The sequence below is a fragment of the Streptomyces sp. NPDC058257 genome (genome assembly GCF_042881845.1).
Lineage (GTDB): Bacteria > Actinomycetota > Actinomycetes > Streptomycetales > Streptomycetaceae > Streptomyces.
The window spans coordinates 187,859-203,286 of record NZ_JBHVXJ010000013.1 but is presented as its reverse complement, the minus strand read 5'-3'; the positions used below and the strand labels follow the sequence as shown (position 1 = coordinate 203,286).

At 71.8% G+C, this 15,428-nt stretch carries 19 protein-coding genes; 7 read left to right on the top strand and 12 right to left on the bottom strand.

Features of this window, described 5'->3' with window-relative positions:
- Positions 1-338: 338 nt before the first annotated feature.
- Positions 339-1,397 (top strand): CopD family protein, encoded by a 1,059-nt coding sequence (locus ACFVXC_RS28470; RefSeq protein ID WP_389910518.1) that lies wholly within the window; start codon positions 339-341, stop codon positions 1,395-1,397.
- Here the strand turns inward: ACFVXC_RS28470 and ACFVXC_RS28465 are convergent.
- From ACFVXC_RS28465 to ACFVXC_RS28435, 7 genes are all read right to left on the bottom strand, one after another.
- Positions 1,327-2,121 carry a lysoplasmalogenase gene (locus ACFVXC_RS28465; RefSeq protein WP_389910516.1) on the bottom strand — a complete coding sequence of 265 codons (795 nt, stop codon included), beginning with the start codon at positions 2,119-2,121 and terminating at the stop codon, positions 1,327-1,329. The two genes, ACFVXC_RS28470 and ACFVXC_RS28465, sit on opposite strands and share 71 nt — an antisense overlap.
- Positions 2,118-3,002, bottom strand: a complete 885-nt coding sequence (locus tag ACFVXC_RS28460) for a sterol desaturase family protein (protein ID WP_389910514.1) — start codon at positions 3,000-3,002, stop codon at positions 2,118-2,120. Before ACFVXC_RS28460 ends, ACFVXC_RS28465 begins: the two co-directional genes overlap by 4 nt.
- 161 nt (positions 3,003-3,163) lie before the next feature.
- Positions 3,164-3,880 (bottom strand): VIT family protein, encoded by a 717-nt coding sequence (locus ACFVXC_RS28455; protein WP_389910511.1) that lies wholly within the window; start codon positions 3,878-3,880, stop codon positions 3,164-3,166.
- Positions 3,881-3,929: 49 nt separating this feature from the next.
- Positions 3,930-5,180, bottom strand: coding sequence for an amidohydrolase family protein (locus ACFVXC_RS28450; RefSeq protein WP_389910645.1), 1,251 nt, complete (start codon positions 5,178-5,180; stop codon positions 3,930-3,932).
- Positions 5,181-5,224: 44 nt separating this feature from the next.
- Positions 5,225-6,538: an amidohydrolase family protein gene (locus ACFVXC_RS28445; RefSeq protein ID WP_389910509.1), complete on the bottom strand. Its 1,314-nt coding sequence runs from the start codon at positions 6,536-6,538 to the stop codon at positions 5,225-5,227.
- 14 nt (positions 6,539-6,552) lie between these two features.
- Positions 6,553-7,437 carry an SDR family NAD(P)-dependent oxidoreductase gene (locus ACFVXC_RS28440; protein ID WP_389910507.1) on the bottom strand — a complete coding sequence of 295 codons (885 nt, stop codon included), beginning with the start codon at positions 7,435-7,437 and terminating at the stop codon, positions 6,553-6,555.
- A gap of 1 nt (position 7,438) precedes the next feature.
- Entirely contained in the window at positions 7,439-8,236 is a 798-nt protein-coding gene (locus tag ACFVXC_RS28435) for an acetoacetate decarboxylase family protein (protein ID WP_389910504.1), read from the bottom strand.
- Between the two features lie 200 nt (positions 8,237-8,436).
- Between ACFVXC_RS28435 and ACFVXC_RS28430 the strand changes: the two genes are divergently transcribed.
- From ACFVXC_RS28430 to ACFVXC_RS28410, 5 genes are all read left to right on the top strand, one after another.
- Positions 8,437-9,072, top strand: coding sequence for a TetR/AcrR family transcriptional regulator (locus tag ACFVXC_RS28430; protein WP_389910643.1), 636 nt, complete (start codon positions 8,437-8,439; stop codon positions 9,070-9,072).
- Between the two features lie 31 nt (positions 9,073-9,103).
- The gene (locus ACFVXC_RS28425; RefSeq protein WP_389910501.1) at positions 9,104-10,111 is read left to right on the top strand and encodes a DEDDh family exonuclease; all 1,008 of its coding nucleotides are present in this window, start codon (positions 9,104-9,106) and stop codon (positions 10,109-10,111) included.
- Positions 10,112-10,200: 89 nt separating this feature from the next.
- Positions 10,201-10,434: a hypothetical protein gene (locus ACFVXC_RS28420; RefSeq protein ID WP_249590727.1), complete on the top strand. Its 234-nt coding sequence runs from the start codon at positions 10,201-10,203 to the stop codon at positions 10,432-10,434.
- Positions 10,435-10,541: 107 nt separating this feature from the next.
- Positions 10,542-11,333: an SURF1 family protein gene (locus ACFVXC_RS28415; protein ID WP_389910498.1), complete on the top strand. Its 792-nt coding sequence runs from the start codon at positions 10,542-10,544 to the stop codon at positions 11,331-11,333.
- Between the two features lie 47 nt (positions 11,334-11,380).
- On the top strand, positions 11,381-12,136 hold the full coding sequence (locus ACFVXC_RS28410; RefSeq protein WP_389910495.1) for an SDR family oxidoreductase: 756 nt from the start codon (positions 11,381-11,383) through the stop codon (positions 12,134-12,136).
- An 82-nt stretch (positions 12,137-12,218) separates the two neighbouring features.
- On the opposite strand, the gene amaP is transcribed toward ACFVXC_RS28410, so the two are convergent.
- The 5 genes from amaP to ACFVXC_RS28385 form a co-directional block, all read right to left on the bottom strand.
- The gene (amaP, locus tag ACFVXC_RS28405; RefSeq protein WP_389910492.1) at positions 12,219-12,797 is read right to left on the bottom strand and encodes an alkaline shock response membrane anchor protein AmaP; all 579 of its coding nucleotides are present in this window, start codon (positions 12,795-12,797) and stop codon (positions 12,219-12,221) included.
- Positions 12,798-12,804: 7 nt separating this feature from the next.
- Positions 12,805-13,491 (bottom strand): DUF6286 domain-containing protein, encoded by a 687-nt coding sequence (locus tag ACFVXC_RS28400; protein ID WP_389910489.1) that lies wholly within the window; start codon positions 13,489-13,491, stop codon positions 12,805-12,807.
- Entirely contained in the window at positions 13,488-13,832 is a 345-nt protein-coding gene (locus ACFVXC_RS28395; protein WP_389910486.1) for a hypothetical protein, read from the bottom strand. Before ACFVXC_RS28395 ends, ACFVXC_RS28400 begins: the two co-directional genes overlap by 4 nt.
- 3 nt (positions 13,833-13,835) lie before the next feature.
- Positions 13,836-14,024, bottom strand: coding sequence for a hypothetical protein (locus ACFVXC_RS28390; protein WP_249590721.1), 189 nt, complete (start codon positions 14,022-14,024; stop codon positions 13,836-13,838).
- A 72-nt stretch (positions 14,025-14,096) separates the two neighbouring features.
- Positions 14,097-14,591 (bottom strand): Asp23/Gls24 family envelope stress response protein, encoded by a 495-nt coding sequence (locus ACFVXC_RS28385; RefSeq protein ID WP_389910483.1) that lies wholly within the window; start codon positions 14,589-14,591, stop codon positions 14,097-14,099.
- Positions 14,592-14,684: 93 nt separating this feature from the next.
- On the opposite strand from ACFVXC_RS28385, the gene ACFVXC_RS28380 reads away from it, so the two are divergent.
- A complete protein-coding gene (locus tag ACFVXC_RS28380; protein ID WP_389910480.1) occupies positions 14,685-15,428 on the top strand; it encodes a nucleopolyhedrovirus P10 family protein in 744 nt (247 codons plus the stop codon).

Genomic DNA, 15,428 nt, shown 5'->3' with positions numbered 1-15,428 from the left:
ACAAGCGGACGAGGAAGCTGTCGGCCCCGAAGGACCCCAGGACCCCGGAGCCGCCCAGGGTGTGTGTGGTCCCGCTGCGGTTCTGGCGCGGCGTCGGCGGCTCCTACGTGGTGCGGATGGCCGCCCCGCTGGGCTGGGACCTCCAGCCGTCGGAGCCGGAGGTCGGAGCCGGAGGTCGGAGCCGGAGAAGGAGATCAGACGCGGGTGGACGGCCGCCGCTCCCACGCAGTGGCACGAACCGGTACGCCGCCCGCGAAGCTTCCGCCGGGCGGAATGACCTTCAGCCAGTTGTTTGCCAGGACTTGCCCGTTAAGGGTGCACCTGGTGAAGATCATGTGGTGAGCTCCATACAACCGTCCGCCGACTCCGGCGGCGAGGCCTCGGCGGACGCGGTCGCCGCCACGCCCCACGCCTCGCACAGCGCGCCGCGCCGACGCCCCTCCACGGCCCGCGCGGTCGCCGTGCTCGTCCTGGTGCTCGTCGCCGCCCTCATCCCCCTGCTCGGCCCGTCGGCGGCGCTGAACGGCACCGGGGAGGCCGAGGCGCCCGGCACGGCCGGGATCACGTTCCTGCGGACGGTCACGTTCGCCGCGCTGTGCGTGCAGTTGGGCGAGATCTACGCGATCCGTCTGGCCCGCAGGGTGCCGGGGGCGCCGCTGGACCGTGAGCCGCGGAGCTGGGCGGCGTACGCGGCGGGCGCCGGCATCGTCGCCGCGCTCGGCCTCGCTTCGGTGGTGGCCACCGGCAACCTGGTGCCTCACCGGCTCTCCGACATGGACATCGGCGGCCTCTACGCGTCACGGGACGGCAGGCTGGCGCTCCTGGAGGTCAACGCCTTCATCGTGGCGCTGCTCTGCTCGCGCTCACGGCGGCCTTCCACTGCCGCGCTTCCGCTGGCCGCCGTGATCGTGGCGGAGGCGCTGCGGGCCCACTCTCCGGTGGAGGACGCCCCTCTCATCGGCACCGGTCTGACGCTGGTGCATCTGACCTGCGGGGTGCTGTGGGCGGGCGGCCTGTTGCAGGTGATGCGCATGCTGCGGCTGTGGCGGCCGTTCGCCCCGGAGGCGGGCGCGGCGGTACTGGGGCTCTACGCGCGCGTGGCGGCCGTTCTGTTCGCCGCGATCACGGTGACAGGGGTGTGCAGCACTCTGCGCCGGATGCCGGCGAGCACGGTCGTCGGTCAGCTCACGGACACGGCCTACGGGCGCACGCTGCTCGCCAAGGTGCTCCTGGTGGTGGTCGTGGCCGCCCTCGCCCTGCTCGCGCGCCGACGGCTGCGCAGGGCCACCGACCCGGTCTCCGCGTACTCCCCCGCGCGCGGGGAGGTCATCGCGCTCGGTCTGGTCGTGGCGGTGTCGGCGCTCCTGACGGCGTTGCCGCTGCCGATTCGCTGGTGAGTCGCGCGGGGCGTGCCTCTAGTACGCCTCTGACCAGCAGGAACTGCGCGGCGATATAGGTGAGCATGATCCAGAAGTCGGGGCGCGGGGCCTGTGGCCACTCGGCGACGCCGGTCGCGATGAGGGTGTCCGACAGGAGGAACAGCGCGCCGCCCGCCGCCGCGATGAGCCCCAGCCTCGTGGCGGCGAACGCCATCGCGGTGAGCAGCAGGCTGTAGCCCGCCACCGGACCGCGCATGTCCGCGGGGAGGTCCGGCCAGAGCAGGGCGACCGTGCCGATGAGGGCGGTGGCGTACGCGGCCACCAGGCATGCGCCGCGCGCGCGTGACGTGCCGCCGCGCTTGGAGCCATGGCGCTTGAAGAGGACGAGGTAGCAGATGTGGCCTGCCGCGAAGGAGCCCATTCCCGCCAGGAACGCGGGGTCGGCGTCGAAGAGGAGGAGGGTGTCGCCTCCCCAGCCGAAGAGGAGAGCGGCGGCCAGTAGGCGCGGGCCTTTGACCGTGAACACGTACGCCGCCAGGAGCGGCATGAGGAGGGGCTTGAAGACGGCGTGGGCCGCGTCCGAGTCGGCCAGGAGTGCCGCCAGGTCGCCGACTGCGGCGAGGCCGAACGTCGCGAGGAGCAGCCGCGCTCCGGCGGACGCCTCTGGTTCGCCGCCCGGCGCCGCGGGACGTGCCCAGTTCCGCCTCGCGGAAGGCCTGCCCACCACGGGGACAGGGCTCATGCCGCGCCCTCCGCCACCGGCTCTGGTGCCGCCTGTGGCGCCGTCCGCGCCTGTGGCTGCCAGCCCGGCCCCCGGAACAGTCGTCCGCCCCGCTCGCGCCAGCTGGTCGCCTTCCTGAGGTCCTCGGCTATCGCCGCGTACTCGTGCGTGGCCACTCGCAGTGGGTTGTGCGTGGCGATGTTCTTCGTGAGGCCGTAGACCGGGGGGTCCGTCTCCGCGACCCAGGAGCCGAAGAAGCGGTCCCAGATGATCAGGATGCCGCCGAAGTTGCGGTCGAGGTAGCCGCCCTGCGACGCGTGGTGGACGCGGTGGTGGGAGGGCGTGTTGAAGACGAACTCGAAGGGCCGTGGCAGCTTGCCGATGCGTTCGGTGTGGATCCAGAACTGGTAGACGAGGTTCGCCGACGAGCAGAACGCGAGCGCCGCCGGGTGCACGCCGAGGGCGATCAGCGGGATGTAGAACGGCCAGACCGTCAGGCTGGTCCAGGGCTGGCGCAGCGCCGTCGTGAGGTTGAACTTGCGGCTCGAGTGGTGCACGACGTGGCAGGCCCACAGGATGCGGATGACGTGGTGCCCGCGGTGCGACCAGTAGTAGAAGAAGTCCTGCCCGAGCAGCATCAGCGGGATCGTCCACCACAGGACGGGGATGTGCAGCGGCGTCAGCGCGTACACCGCCGTGTAGATCGCGACGATGGGGATCTTCCACAGGAAGTCGAAGACGAGGCTGCCGAGCCCCATGGTGATGGAGGTGGCGGCGTCCTTCGTCTCGTACCCGGCTTCGTCCTCGTCGGGATGGATCCGGTGGCTCACGATCTCCACCACGGTGAGCAGCACGAAGGCGGGGATGGACCACAGCACGACATCGGGCAGGTTCGGCGGCATGCGTGCACCGTAAGGGCCCGTCGTCGGCCGCCGCTAGACGTAGTTACCGACAAGTATTACCAGCGGTAAGGCGGTGAACGTTGGTGATCTCCGCCAAAAGCGGACGCTCGGACAAACGCGGGCGCTCGGACAAACGCGCACGCGCAGACAAACGCGCACGCTCAGACACCCACCGCCCCGAGCAGCGCCCCCGCCCCGTACGTCACCGCCATCGCGAGCGCCCCTCCCCCTATGTTGCGCACCACGGCGGGCCGCACCTGCGCCGAGCCGAGCCGCGCGCTGCTCCAGCCCGTGAGGGCGAGCGCGCCGAGGACCGAGACGACGGTGACCCCAAGACGCCAGTCGGCGGGCGGCAGGACGATGGCGAGAAGCGGAAGGAGCGCGCCCACCGTGAAGGCCACGAAGCTGGCCCAGGCGGCGTGCCACGGGTTGGTGAGTTCGTCGGGGTCGATACCGAGCTCCACGCGCGCGTGCGCCCGCAGCGCGTCCCGCTCGGTGAGCTGCTCGGCCGCCTCCCTTGCCACCTCGCGGCTCAGCCCCCGGTCCGCCAGGAGATCCGTCAGCTCGACCAGTTCGGCCTCGGGCTGCTCCCGCAGCTCGCGCTTCTCCATGGCGAGGGCGGCCTTCTCGGAGTCGCGCTGGGTGGACACGGAGACGTACTCGCCCGCGGCCATCGACATCGAACCGGCGAGCAGCCCGGCGAGTCCGGCCGTGAGCAGCGTGCTGCGGTCGCCGGTCGCACCCGCCACGCCGACGACGAGTCCCGCCGTGGAGACGATGCCGTCGTTGGCCCCGAGCACCGCCGCACGCAGCCAGTTGAGGCGCGACGCGAGAGCGCCGCCGTGCGGTTCGTCATGTCCAGCTGCCTGATCGCTCACCCGGGGAGGGTCTCACCCCCGGGTGGGCGAGTTCGGCAGGGGCACGCCGTCACCAGACGCGCGCCGCCCCTCCCTTGGCGAACACCGGGCTCGTCGCTCCTGCCGGTGTCTCCTTGAGGGGCTCGTCCAGTTCCTGGACCGTCGGTCCCACGCGCGCGGCGATCGCCCCGAGCCGCTCCAGGTCGAAGCCGTAGACACCGGCCGCGTTGCCTCCGACCATGGCCGCTATCTCGTCCTTCGGCAGGCCCGCGTAGGCGATGCGGAGACCTTCGCGCGAGTACGGGTGCGTGCCCTCGTCGTGCGGATAGTCGCTGCCCCACATGATCTTGTCCAGGCCGATCCGGTCCCTCATCAGCGCCTCGTGCGGGCGCATGAAACTCGCACCGACGAAGCAGTTCTCGCGCCAGACCTCGGACGGGCCCTTGCCCATCGAATCGGCCAGCCCCGCACCGAACTTCGCCTCCGCGGTCCCGGCGGTGTCCGCCTTCGACGCCGCCGCGACCAGGCGCCCGTGGTAGTAGTCCAGCATGTCGAGCACACCCGGGATCCAGCCCGATCCCTGCTCGGTGAGCACCAGCCGCAGCTCGGGGTGGCGCCGGAAGGCGCCGCCGAACACCAGGTGCCACAGCGCCCGGTGCGAGAACCACGTGGTCTCCACCATGAAGACGGCCCGCGCGGCCGGTTCGTCGCCCAGCGGCGGCGACGCGGAGCCCGCATGGTGGTTGACCGGTACGCCGCGCTCGGCACAGGCCGCCCAGATCGGGTCGTACGCCGCCGAGTAGAGCTCAGGGAGTCCGCTGCCCGGTGGCGTGCCGGGCAGCAGCAGGCCGCCGCTCAGACCCGCGTCGGCCGAGCGGTGGATCTCCTTGACGGCCTCGTCCACGTCGTTCAGGAGGATCTGGAAAACGCCCGCCCTGCGGCCCGGGGCCGCGGCGCAGAAGTCGGCGAGCCAGCGGTTGTGGGCGCGCAGACCCGCCCAGCGCTGCTCGAACTCCGCACGCGTGGGCGCCGGGGCCATCAGGGAGGCGGTCGGGAAGAACGGCGGGATGGTGTTCGGGAAGACGACCTCGGCGACGATGCCGTCCTTCTCCAGTTCGGCGAGGCGGCGGCCGGAGTTCCAGTTGCGGTCGGCGGTGTCGGCGAGCAGGTCCTCGTACGGATTGACGTAGGTGGCCGCCCACGCGTCGAACGCGTCGTGGAAGCCGGACTCCAAGTAGGGCTTGTAGTCCAGGAGATCGGCGCCCGCGTGGCAGTCGGCCGAGATGACGGTGTAGCGCTCTTCGGCCGTGTTCTCACTCATGGATCCGCTCACGTCCTCGGTCACGTCCTCGGTCATGTCCTCGGTCATGTCTGTGCCCCCAGTACCGGGAAGTCGTGGTCCGTGAGCCAGTGGCGCCCCACCTCGCGCGAGCGCGCCCAGGACGCCTCGACCGCCGTCTGATCGGCATCCTGGCCCAGTTCGGCGGGCGTCGGGCCGATCCGGCGGGCCAGCGGCGCCAGCTTCTCGGTGTCGAAGCCGAACACCTCCGCCGCCGCCAGCCCCAGCATCCGGCGGCTCTCCCCCACCGGGATGTCGTGGAAGGTCTTCTTCAGCCACGCGCGCGTGTCGGGCCAGGTCCCTTCGGGGTGCGGGAAATCGCTGCCCCAGAGGATGTTGTCGACGCCGATCTCGTAGCGCTGGGCGAGTTCACGGCGCTTGGTGTTGGTGGCGCAGATGAAGATCTGCCGGTCCAGGTACTCGTGCGGGGACCGCTTGAGCTCAGCGAACGGCGAGAGCTTCTTGCCGCCGTGCGCGCCCAGGTAGAGGCGGTCCATGAACCACAGGAGGTTCGGCAGCCACCAGCAGCCGGACTCCGCGACGCCGAACTTCAGCCCCGGATGACGTTCGAAGACACCGGACCAGAGCATGAACCACAGTGGCCGCGCGGGCCACCAGGTCACTTCGGAGACGTAGATCCCCAGGTGATCGCCGTACTCGTGGCGGGGCGCCGCCCCGGAGTGGGTCACCACGGGCATCGCGCACTCGGCCGCCGCCGCCCACACGGGGTCGTAACGGCGGTCGTGGTAAGGCGCCTTGTCGACCCACATGGAGGGGATCATCAGCGCGCCGAGCCCGGACTCCTTGGCCCGGTGGACCTCGGCGACGACACGGTCGACCTCGCCGGTGATGGGCAACAGGGCGACACCGCAGTGCCGTTCGGGGTGCTCGGAGACGAACTCGGCGAGCCAGCGGTTGTGCGCCTGCGCGCCCGCCATGCCCAGCTCCGGGTCCTGGTCACCCGAGAGGCCGAGGCCCACCCCGAAGGGCGCGGCCGTCTGGCTGTCGACGGCGTCCGCGTCGGGGAAGACGACCTCGGCGACCACTCCGTCGCCGTCGAGCTCCTTGAGGCGCTGCGCGGTCTCCCAGCCGCCGCGCAGACCCTCCTCGTTGTCCTGGAACCACTTGGCGGCGAACGCGTCGTTACGGATGCCGAGCCGGGTCGCCTCCGCGCGGCGGGCGTCGCGCTCCCCCAGGAACCGGTCGAACTCCCGGTGGAAGCGGCTGTCGAGATAGGGCCGGTACTCCTCGGTGGGAAGCCCGGCGTGGCAGTCGGAGGAGATGATCAGGTACGGGTCGTTCTGCTGAGCGCTTCGCTGAGCGCCTTGCTGAGCCGTCATCACACGTCCCTCAGTCAGTCGAGGATGAAGCTTTCCAGGTACGCCGGGTTGGCGCGGTCCAGCATCGAGAGCGACCTGGCCTTGATCTGCCGGTCGCTGTGCTCGCTCTCGGGCAGCAGCCAGAAACGGTTGGCCGCGATCCCCTCCGCCACGAAGTCCGCGACCTGCTCGACCGGGGTGAACTCCACCTCCTGGCCCGCGTCCTTCATCGCGGACTCCCACTGGCCGAGGCTGCGGTAAGGGGTCTTGCGGGGGCGGGACTTGGCATACCGGTCGGGACGGTTGCGGTGCGACTCCCACAGCCCCGTACGCAGCATGTGCGGCCCCGGAAAGAGCACGGAGGCGCCCACGCGCGCGTGCTCCGCCCTCAGATGCGCGTACAGGGACTCCGTCATCGTCACGACGGCCGCCTTGGTGACCGCGTACACGGACGCCGTCGGCAGCGGTGCGATGCCGCCGTCACCGGAGGACGTGTTGACGACGTGACCGGGCCCGCCGCCCGCGATCATCCGGGGCACGAAGGCCTGGATGCCGTGGAAGACACCCCACACATTGACCTCGAAGGCCCACTTCCAGTCGTTCGGCTCGTGCTCCCACATGCGGCCCTCGGCGCCCGAGCCGACACCCGCGTTGTTGCACAGCACATGGACGGCGCCGAACTTCTCGTACGCCGCCTCGGCGAGGGCGAAGACCTGCTCGCGCGAGCCGACGTCGACCACGCGCGCGTGCACGCTCGCCCCGTCCTCGCGCAGCCCCGCCGCCGCCTTCTCCAGGGCGCCCTCCTCGACGTCCGCCAGGACCACCTTCAGTCCTTCCGCCGCGAACCGCCGCGCCATGGCGAGACCGATGCCGCTCGCCGCGCCCGTGACGACGGCGACCTGTCCTTCCCGCAGCTCCATCTCAGACGCTCCCCTCGGGCGGGCCGTCGAGGATCTGCTGCGGGTCGTCGTAGCGCTGGTGGATGTAGGGAAGCAGCGCCTGCGCGCTGACCCGCTCGGCCACCCGGCCCTTCTGGTCGGTGGTCTTCTCTCCGATGGTGATCTCGACGACCGCGCGTACGGGGAGGTCGGCGACCGGGTCGTACATCGACTCGCGCAGCACGACGTCCCCGGTGATGCCCTCCAGCTTGCGGACCTTCTCGTTGCGTACGCAGTGCACGAGCACCGGATCCGCGTCGAAACCCGAACCGTCCACCGCGGGCAGGAACTTGAAGTAGAAGTCGGTCTTCTGGACCGGCTCGGGAAGCGGCAGCGCGCCGCTGACCGCGCCGCGCACCTCCACGAAGGCGATGCCGTGCCGGGCCAGCGAGGCCCGGACGACGAGGCCGTCGCGCTCCACCTCGACCTCGCCCAGCTTCTTCGGCTCTCCGAAGACCTCGCGCCCGCCGATCAGCGCCCGCTCGTGGGTCATCGGCATCACCAGCGGGTACCAGCCCCGCACCCCGTCGTGCTCGGCGGCGACGGCCACCGAGCCCGCGCCGAGCGGATACCCGGGCAGGTCGACCTTGCTGATGTTGGCCCGCACCAGAGGCCGGTGCGGGGGCTTCAGCGGGGGCGGCAGGACCGCCGCCACCGCGTCCGGATCGCTCTCCCAGACGGCCACCACACCGGTGGACCAGATGTCGGGCAGCTTCGAACTCGCGGTGCGCGCCGCGGCGATCTCCGCCTCGGTGCGCGCTCCATAACGTACGCGTGCCATGTCGTACCACCCTTCGTCAGGACTGCATGAGGTCTTGCGGGCGGTTCTGTAACACAGTTACAACAGGAGGCGTGAAGAGTGAAGAGACGCGTGCGCATCCGGACCCGGAACGCGGCCATCCCGAGCGGGAAGGCGGCTATCCCGACCGGGAACGCGGCCGTCTCGACCGGGAACAGGTCCTCGCCGCCGCCGCGGCCCTCGTGAAGCAGCACGGCCCGGGCGCCCTGACGATGCGCAAGCTCGCCGCCGAGCTCGGCACCGCCGTCACCTCGATCTACTGGCACGTCGGCAACCGCGAGTCGCTCCTCGACGCCCTCGTCGAGCGCACCCTCGCCGACCTCGGCGCGATCCATCCCGCGGGACGCACCCCCGACCGGCGCGTCATCTCCGTGGCGCGCGCCCTGCGCCGCCAGCTGCGCGACCACCCGCACCTCGTCGCGATGGTGCACGAACGCGGCCTCACCGAGCGGATGTTCCTGCCCGCCCAGCAGGTTCTTGTCCACGAAGTGCACGCGGCGGGCCTGCGCGGCGCCCGCGCGGCCGACGCCGTACGCGCCGTCCAGGTCCATGTCGTCGGCCACGTCCTGGTCGAGCGCAACCGCGAACGCGCGCCCGTGCAGCGGCCCGGCGAGGAGGAGCTGTGGGGCGCGCGGACGGCCGAACACGACCCGGCACTCGCCCGCGCGCTCGCCACGCCCGCCGACCCCGAGGCACTGTTCACCCTGTCGACAAGGGCACTGGTGTCCGGACTTCTCGGCGAGGGATCCGGCAGAAGCACGCACTCCGGCGGCGGAATCGGCCGGGCGACAGACCCGCGTACCGGACCGGGGACCTGACTGTCAGTCGCGGCCCGTATCCTCAGGGACCATGCTCGAAGACCAGACGACCGCAGCGTCCGCAGCCACCTGGCCGGCCGCGTACCCAACGGGGTACGCGGTCGTCGACGTCGAGACCACAGGTCTCGCCCGCGACGACCGCATAGTGTCGGCCGCCGTCTACCGGGTGGACGCCCAGGGCGAGGTGGAGGACCACTGGTACACGCTGGTCAACCCCCAGCGCGACCCCGGACCCGTATGGATCCACGGCCTCACCAGCGACCTCCTCGCGGAGGCGCCGCTCTTCAAGGACATCGCCGAGGAGTTCGCCGCGCGCCTCGCCGACCGCGTCCTGGTCGCGCACAACGCCGTCTTCGACTGGTCGATGATCGCCAGGGAGTACGCACGCGCGGAGCTCACCGCCCCGGTGCGCCAACGCCTGTGCACCATCGCCCTCTCCAAGGAACTGGGGCTCCCGCTGCCCAACCACAAGCTGGAGTCGCTCGCCGCGCACTTCGGCGTCGAACAGCGCAACGCGCACAACGCCCTCGACGACGCGCGCGTGCTCGCCGAGGCGTTCAGGCCCAGCCTCAAGGCCGCGGCGAGCGGTGGGGTGCGGCTGCCGCTCCTGGAGTGCCGTCCGCTCACCGAGTGGTCCGACGGGGCGGCCCGGATCGTCCGCCAGGCGACAGGTCCGGGCTCCGGCTCATCCTCGTACTCCTCGTTCGGTCCGGGGAGTTGGCGTCCCTCGCGCAAGCGGCCCGCCTGCCCCTACCCCAACCCGGGGCGGTACGAAACGGGCAAACCGCTCCAGCAGGGTATGCGCGTCGCGTTCTCCGGCGACACCTCCATCGAGCGCGAGCTGCTGGAGGACCGCGCGGTCGAGGCCGGTCTGCACATCGCGACGAGCGTGTCGCGGCTGACCAGCCTGCTCGTCACGAACGACCCGGATTCGGGCACGTCCAAAACCGTGAAGGCGCGGTCCTTCGGCACGCCCGTCATCGACGAGGCCGCGTTCGGCCAACTCCTCCAGGATGTCGCTCCGGCGGCGCAGGGCTGAGCCGCCCGCGGACGTCAGACGGGTGATTATCGGCCCGGCGCCCGCCTGCTTGCTCGCATGCGGGCGCCGCGCGTCCCACCCTGTGGCGCATGGCACGTTGCGAGGTATGCGGAAACGACTACGGCATGTCCTTCGAGGTTCATGCCCAAGGGGCGGTGCACGTCTTCGACTGCTTCTCCTGCGCCATTCACCGCATGGCGCCCATCTGTGAGCACTGCCGCTGCCGGATCATCGGCCAGGGCGTGGAGGTCGAGGGGCAGTGGTACTGCGGTGCGCACTGCTCACGGGCGGAGGGGCAGGTGGGCATCGTCGACAGGGTGTGACCCGGCCGCGTGACCGGGCATCCGGGGTGCTCCCGCCGCCGCGGGATCCGGCCCTCGACGGGACCCCTCCCGGCGGGGGCCGATATGGGGCGGGTAACGTCAAAGGCGTGTACCGCTTCCTGTTGACCCGGCAGTGGGTGATCCTTACCCTCATCGGCCTCGTTCTCATCCCCACGATGATCGAGTTGGGCTTCTGGCAGTTGCACCGCCATGAGCACCGCGTCGCGCAGAACGCGGAGATCTCCAAGGCGCTCGACGCGAGGCCGGTACCGGCCGAGCGGCTGACGTCGCCCGGCCACTCCGTGGCGGACTCCGAGCGCTACCGCAGGGTGAGCGCGCAGGGGACGTACGACACGAAGGACGAGGTCGTCGTGCGGCGTCGCACGAACTCCGACGAGGAGATCGGCTTCCACGTCCTGACCCCGTTCGTCCTCGACGACGGCAAGGTCCTGCTCGTCAACCGGGGCTGGATCCCGGCGAACGGACCCCAGACCGCCTTCCCGAAGGTCCCCGCGGCGCCCAAGGGCGAGATCACCGTCACCGGCCGCATGATGGCCGACGAGACGTCCGCGCAGAGCGGCATCAAGAACATCCAGGGGCTGCCTGACCGTCAGATCATGCTGATCAGCAGCGGGCAGCAGGCGCACAGCCTCGGCAAGGAGGTGCTCGGCGGCTATGTCGAGCTGACCTCGCCGGAGCCCCCCGGGGGCTCCCCCCAGCTGATCGGCGAGCCCGAGCACGGCGACATCGGGCCGCACATGGCGTACGCCGTCCAGTGGTGGCTGTTCTGCGCGGGCGTACCCATCGGCTGGGTGGTCCTGGTGCGCAGGGAGCTGAAGGACCGCCGCGCTGCCGCCGCCGAGACACCGGCGCCGGAGGCCACGCCCGCCTCGGTGTAGTCGCCCCGCCCTCGCGTTCGACTGCCGCGAGGCGGCAGGATAGGGCCATGGATCTTGGACTGAAGGACCGCGTCTACGTCATCACCGGCGCCACCCGGGGCCTGGGCAACGCCGCCGCGCGTGCGCTGGTCGCTGACGGCGCGAAGGTACTGATCACCGGCCGGGACGAGAAGAAGGCCGCCGACGCGGCGGCCGAGCTCGGCGACAACGCCCGGGGCATCGCGGCGGACAACGCCGATCCGGCCGTCGCGGGCCGCCTCATCGCCGCCGCGCGTGAGCACTTCGGGAGCTTCGACGGTGTGCTGATCAGCGTCGGAGGGCCCGCGCCGGGTTTCGCCGCCGACAATACGGACGAGCAGTGGGAGTCGGCTTTCGAGTCCGTCTTCCTCGGGGCGGTGCGCCTTGCCCGCGGCGCGGCGGCGGAGCTCGGTGAGGGGGGCGTCATCGGCTTCGTGCTCTCCGCCTCCGTGCACGAGCCGATTCCGGGTCTCACCATCTCCAACGGGCTGCGGCCCGGACTCGCGGGCTTCGCGAAGTCGCTCTCCGACGAGCTCGGCCCTCGGGGCATCCGCGTCGTCGGGCTGCTTCCGTCCCGGATCGACACGGACCGGGTGCGGCAGCTCGACGGGCTTTCGGCGGACCCCGAGGCGACTCGGGCGGGCCACGAGTCGCGGATTCCGCTGCGGCGGTACGGGACTCCGGAGGAGTTCGGACGGACCGCGGCGTTCTTCCTCTCGCCTGCGGCGTCCTATCTGACGGGGGTCATGCTGCCGGTGGACGGCGGAGCGCGGCACGGGTTCTGATCCCCGACCCCGCCCGCTCCCCGAGCCCCGAAAGACGTCCTGGAACGCCGGCCGCGCCATGCCTGTCCGGCGTTCGAGGACCTCAATTCACCCGCTCAGCCCGATGCTTCACACCCCGCAGCCGCACCACCGCGGGCAACCTGTCGAGCCCCGCCGAGTCCCTCGCATGCGCCAGCGCCTCCGCGGAGAGCCGGTGCAGCGCGTCGCCGGGCATCGCGTGGGGCTCCAGGAGCAGGGACACCCGCGCGTGGGGCGCGTTCCGGCGGCCCGTCAGGGCGACCGCGGCCCGCTGGACGCCCTCGATCGACTCCGCCTCCCCCACGAGCACGTTCTCCAGGGCCCGGCCCCGCAGCAGCGCCCCCTCTCCGTCCCCGGTCTCCACGAGCACCTCGGCCAGCCTCCGCCGCCGCAACTGCGCCACCAGCCACCACAGGGCGAGCAGCACGCAGACCGCGAGTACGGCGATGACCGTGGGCCAGAACCAGCCCGCGTCCCGCCACCTGGCCCGGTCCGCGTCGCTCAGCAGGACGTCACGCTTCCCGTCGTGGACCCACCACGACGGCGGCGAAGCCCCGAGCCCGACCGCGAGCACCGAGCCGCCCCCGAGCACCAGCACCAGGCCGATCAGGCCGAGCACCACACGGTTGACCGTCTTCAGCATCGCGCGCTCAGCCCTTCCTGCCAGGCCGTGCCACCCGGACCGAGAGCGCGGGGCCGCGGCCCAGGCCCAGGTCCCTGATGCCGTCGGCCAGCGTGGCGTCCAAGTCGTTTCGTACGTCGTCGAGTTCACGGAAGTGCGAGACCGCGCGGACATCCACCTTGGAGCGCTTCATACGGACCCGCACCGACTGCACGCCGGACACGTCCATCGCCCGGTCCCGCAGCACCATCGCGGCGGCGCCCCGGTGCAGCCCCGCCCGTACGTCCGGGTCCCCGCGCCGCATCGCGAGGACCGCCCGTAGCCCGGGCGTCGCGGCGAGCACGATCAGCCAGAGACCGGCGGCCGCGGCCACCCCGGCGCCGACGAGGACGGCCGTGTCCTTCAGGGGCCGCTCGGCCAGTTCGCGGGCGAGGTCGCGCCGCCAGCTCATGGCCGAGTGCCCGGCCCGCACCGCGGCGATGTCGTACAGCACGAGCCCCGCGCCGCCGAGGACGAGCAGCGCGAGGACGGCGGCGGGCACGCGCCGCGGTGACCAGAAGCGGGTCGCCTTGGTGTCGTCGGCCAGTGTCGGCCGCGGGTCGTAGGACGCCGCGGACGCCGACTGGTCGAGTTCGCCGTCGGCCCGTTCGATGACGGGCAGCGGCTGCGTGCCGCCACCGGTGCCCCCGCCCTGGGACTCCTGAGCCTGGCTCATCGTGTCCTCCCCTGCGTCGCGGCGTGGACGTGTGCCGAGTGCAGCCTTTCGACCTGGACCACGACCTCGGGCACTTCCATCCCCGCCAACGCCTCTACCCGCTGGGCGACTTGGCGACGCACCGCGCCGCACTGCCCGCCGATGTCCGAGGGGTAGTCGAGGTCGACGCTGATCCGCACGCGGGCGACGTCATGGCGCACGGTGACGGTCGCGTGCGGCGGCGACCCGTCGGCGGGCACCGCCGTCAGCGCCTCACGTGCCGCCTGTGCCGCGATCTTCGCGACGACCCGGTCGGCGATCCTGGTCGCACCTCGCTCCCCGGGCGCGACCTGTGCCGCCACGGCTCACCGCCGCCGGTCGTCGCCACGGGTACGGAAGAAGTCGCCGAGCTCCAGGTCCCCCTCAAGGAACCGGCCCGCGACAAACCCTATGGCGCCCAGGGCTGCCACCAGGAGAAACGCCCCGAACCCGCCGAAGTACCCGGCGAAGCCGAGTGCCATTCCGGCCACCATGCCGATAACGGCCATGCTCATCCTGCGCTCCTAGAGTTCGGGCCCCCGGCAACAGCGTTACTCCTGGCGACCGCGTTACTGAAGGCGGCCGCGTTACTGAAGGCGGCCTTGCGGCTCATCGTCTTCCTCGTCCGGGAGCTTCACATCGCTCACCGCGATGTTGACCTCGACGACCTCGAGCCCGGTCATGCGCTCGACCGCCCCGATGACGTTCTCCCGTACGGCGCGCGCGACGTCCGCGATCGAGACGCCGTACTCGACGACGATCTCCAGGTCGAGCGCGGTCTGTACCTCGCCGACCTCGGCCTTCACACCGCGCGAGACGGACTTGGAGTTCGAACCGCCTGGCACGCGGTCGCGTACGGCCCCAAAGGTCCTGGCGAGTCCGCCGCCCATCGCGTGCACGCCGAGGACATCCCGGGCCGCGAGCCCCGCGATCTTCTCGACCACGCCGTCGGCGATGGTGGTGCGCCCCCGGGTGGCGGGGTCGCCGCCGCCCCTCTTGGTCGAGCCGCTCTTCCCCGCCTCGTCAGGGGACTCCTTCGCGAGGGTCTCCTGAGGCCGGTTCCGCTGTCCGGTGTCACTCATTGCGGTCTGTCCCTTTCGAAAGGGGATCTGCTCCTTCGCCCACACTAAGTGTGCTTACGTCCTCGCGCGCCAGGGATGCGGCAGGCTGGGGCAATGACCGGTGACGGATGGACCGAGGCGGTACGGCGGCAGCTCGGCCTGGGGCGGGTTCTGCCCCTGGGCGGCCCGGGTGACGGCTCCTGGCTGACCGAGGCGTGCGCGGGCGGGGTACTACGCCAAGCGGCGGATCGGGTGAGGGGCGTACGCCTCGGTGATCTGCGGTTGGCGCTCGCCGATCCGTCGAAGGCGGACGTCTCCCGCGTGCCGTCACCGCCGAGCGCGCTGCCGCCGGGCCCGCTGCGGATCACGGCGGAGTTCGCGGCCGAGCCGACCGAGCCGCTTCCCGAGGCGGCGGCCCGGCTCCGGGCGGCGCTGTTCGCGGCAGCCGACGAGCGGCTCGGCCTGGTGGTCGACGAGGTGGATCTCAGCGTGACGACGCTGCTCGACGAGGGGCAGGCCCCGCAGGCCTCCGTCGACGTACAGCCGGACGACGGGACGCCGCCGGACGGTGGGCAGGCGGCCACCGGGAGCGGGGACGAGGCCCGTGCGGCGGGCGCCGCCCTCGGCGTGCCGGGCGTGCGGCGGCTGACCGGGGCCCTCGGCGGCTTCGGTCGTGCCGTTCACATCGACGAGTTGCCGACGGCTGACACCGCCCTGCCGCGCCGCCACGCGCGCGTGGAGCTGGCGACGGGCCGCGAACACCGCGCCCTGGACGTGGCGCTCGCGGTCCGTACAGCGGTCGGCAAGGCGCTGACGGACCACCCTTCGGTGGCCGTCCTGGTCACCGCGGTGGAGTGA

Bases quoted from the DNA above. Each gene is read 5' to 3' on its own strand.
- ACFVXC_RS28465 (WP_389910516.1), bottom strand. From the start codon at position 2,121: ATGAGCCCTGTCCCCGTGGTGGGCAGGCCTTCCGCGAGGCGGAACTGG.
- ACFVXC_RS28460 (WP_389910514.1), bottom strand. From the start codon at position 3,002: ATGCCGCCGAACCTGCCCGATGTCGTGCTGTGGTCCATCCCCGCCTTC.
- ACFVXC_RS28450 (WP_389910645.1), bottom strand. From the start codon at position 5,180: ATGAGTGAGAACACGGCCGAAGAGCGCTACACCGTCATCTCGGCCGAC.
- ACFVXC_RS28445 (WP_389910509.1), bottom strand. From the start codon at position 6,538: ATGACGGCTCAGCAAGGCGCTCAGCGAAGCGCTCAGCAGAACGACCCG.
- ACFVXC_RS28440 (WP_389910507.1), bottom strand. From the start codon at position 7,437: ATGGAGCTGCGGGAAGGACAGGTCGCCGTCGTCACGGGCGCGGCGAGC.
- ACFVXC_RS28435 (WP_389910504.1), bottom strand. From the start codon at position 8,236: ATGGCACGCGTACGTTATGGAGCGCGCACCGAGGCGGAGATCGCCGCG.
- ACFVXC_RS28425 (WP_389910501.1), top strand. From the start codon at position 9,104: ATGCTCGAAGACCAGACGACCGCAGCGTCCGCAGCCACCTGGCCGGCC.
- ACFVXC_RS28420 (WP_249590727.1), top strand. From the start codon at position 10,201: ATGGCACGTTGCGAGGTATGCGGAAACGACTACGGCATGTCCTTCGAG.
- ACFVXC_RS28410 (WP_389910495.1), top strand. From the start codon at position 11,381: ATGGATCTTGGACTGAAGGACCGCGTCTACGTCATCACCGGCGCCACC.
- amaP (WP_389910492.1), bottom strand. From the start codon at position 12,797: ATGCTGAAGACGGTCAACCGTGTGGTGCTCGGCCTGATCGGCCTGGTG.
- ACFVXC_RS28400 (WP_389910489.1), bottom strand. From the start codon at position 13,491: ATGAGCCAGGCTCAGGAGTCCCAGGGCGGGGGCACCGGTGGCGGCACG.
- ACFVXC_RS28390 (WP_249590721.1), bottom strand. From the start codon at position 14,024: ATGAGCATGGCCGTTATCGGCATGGTGGCCGGAATGGCACTCGGCTTC.
- ACFVXC_RS28385 (WP_389910483.1), bottom strand. From the start codon at position 14,591: ATGAGTGACACCGGACAGCGGAACCGGCCTCAGGAGACCCTCGCGAAG.
- ACFVXC_RS28380 (WP_389910480.1), top strand. From the start codon at position 14,685: ATGACCGGTGACGGATGGACCGAGGCGGTACGGCGGCAGCTCGGCCTG.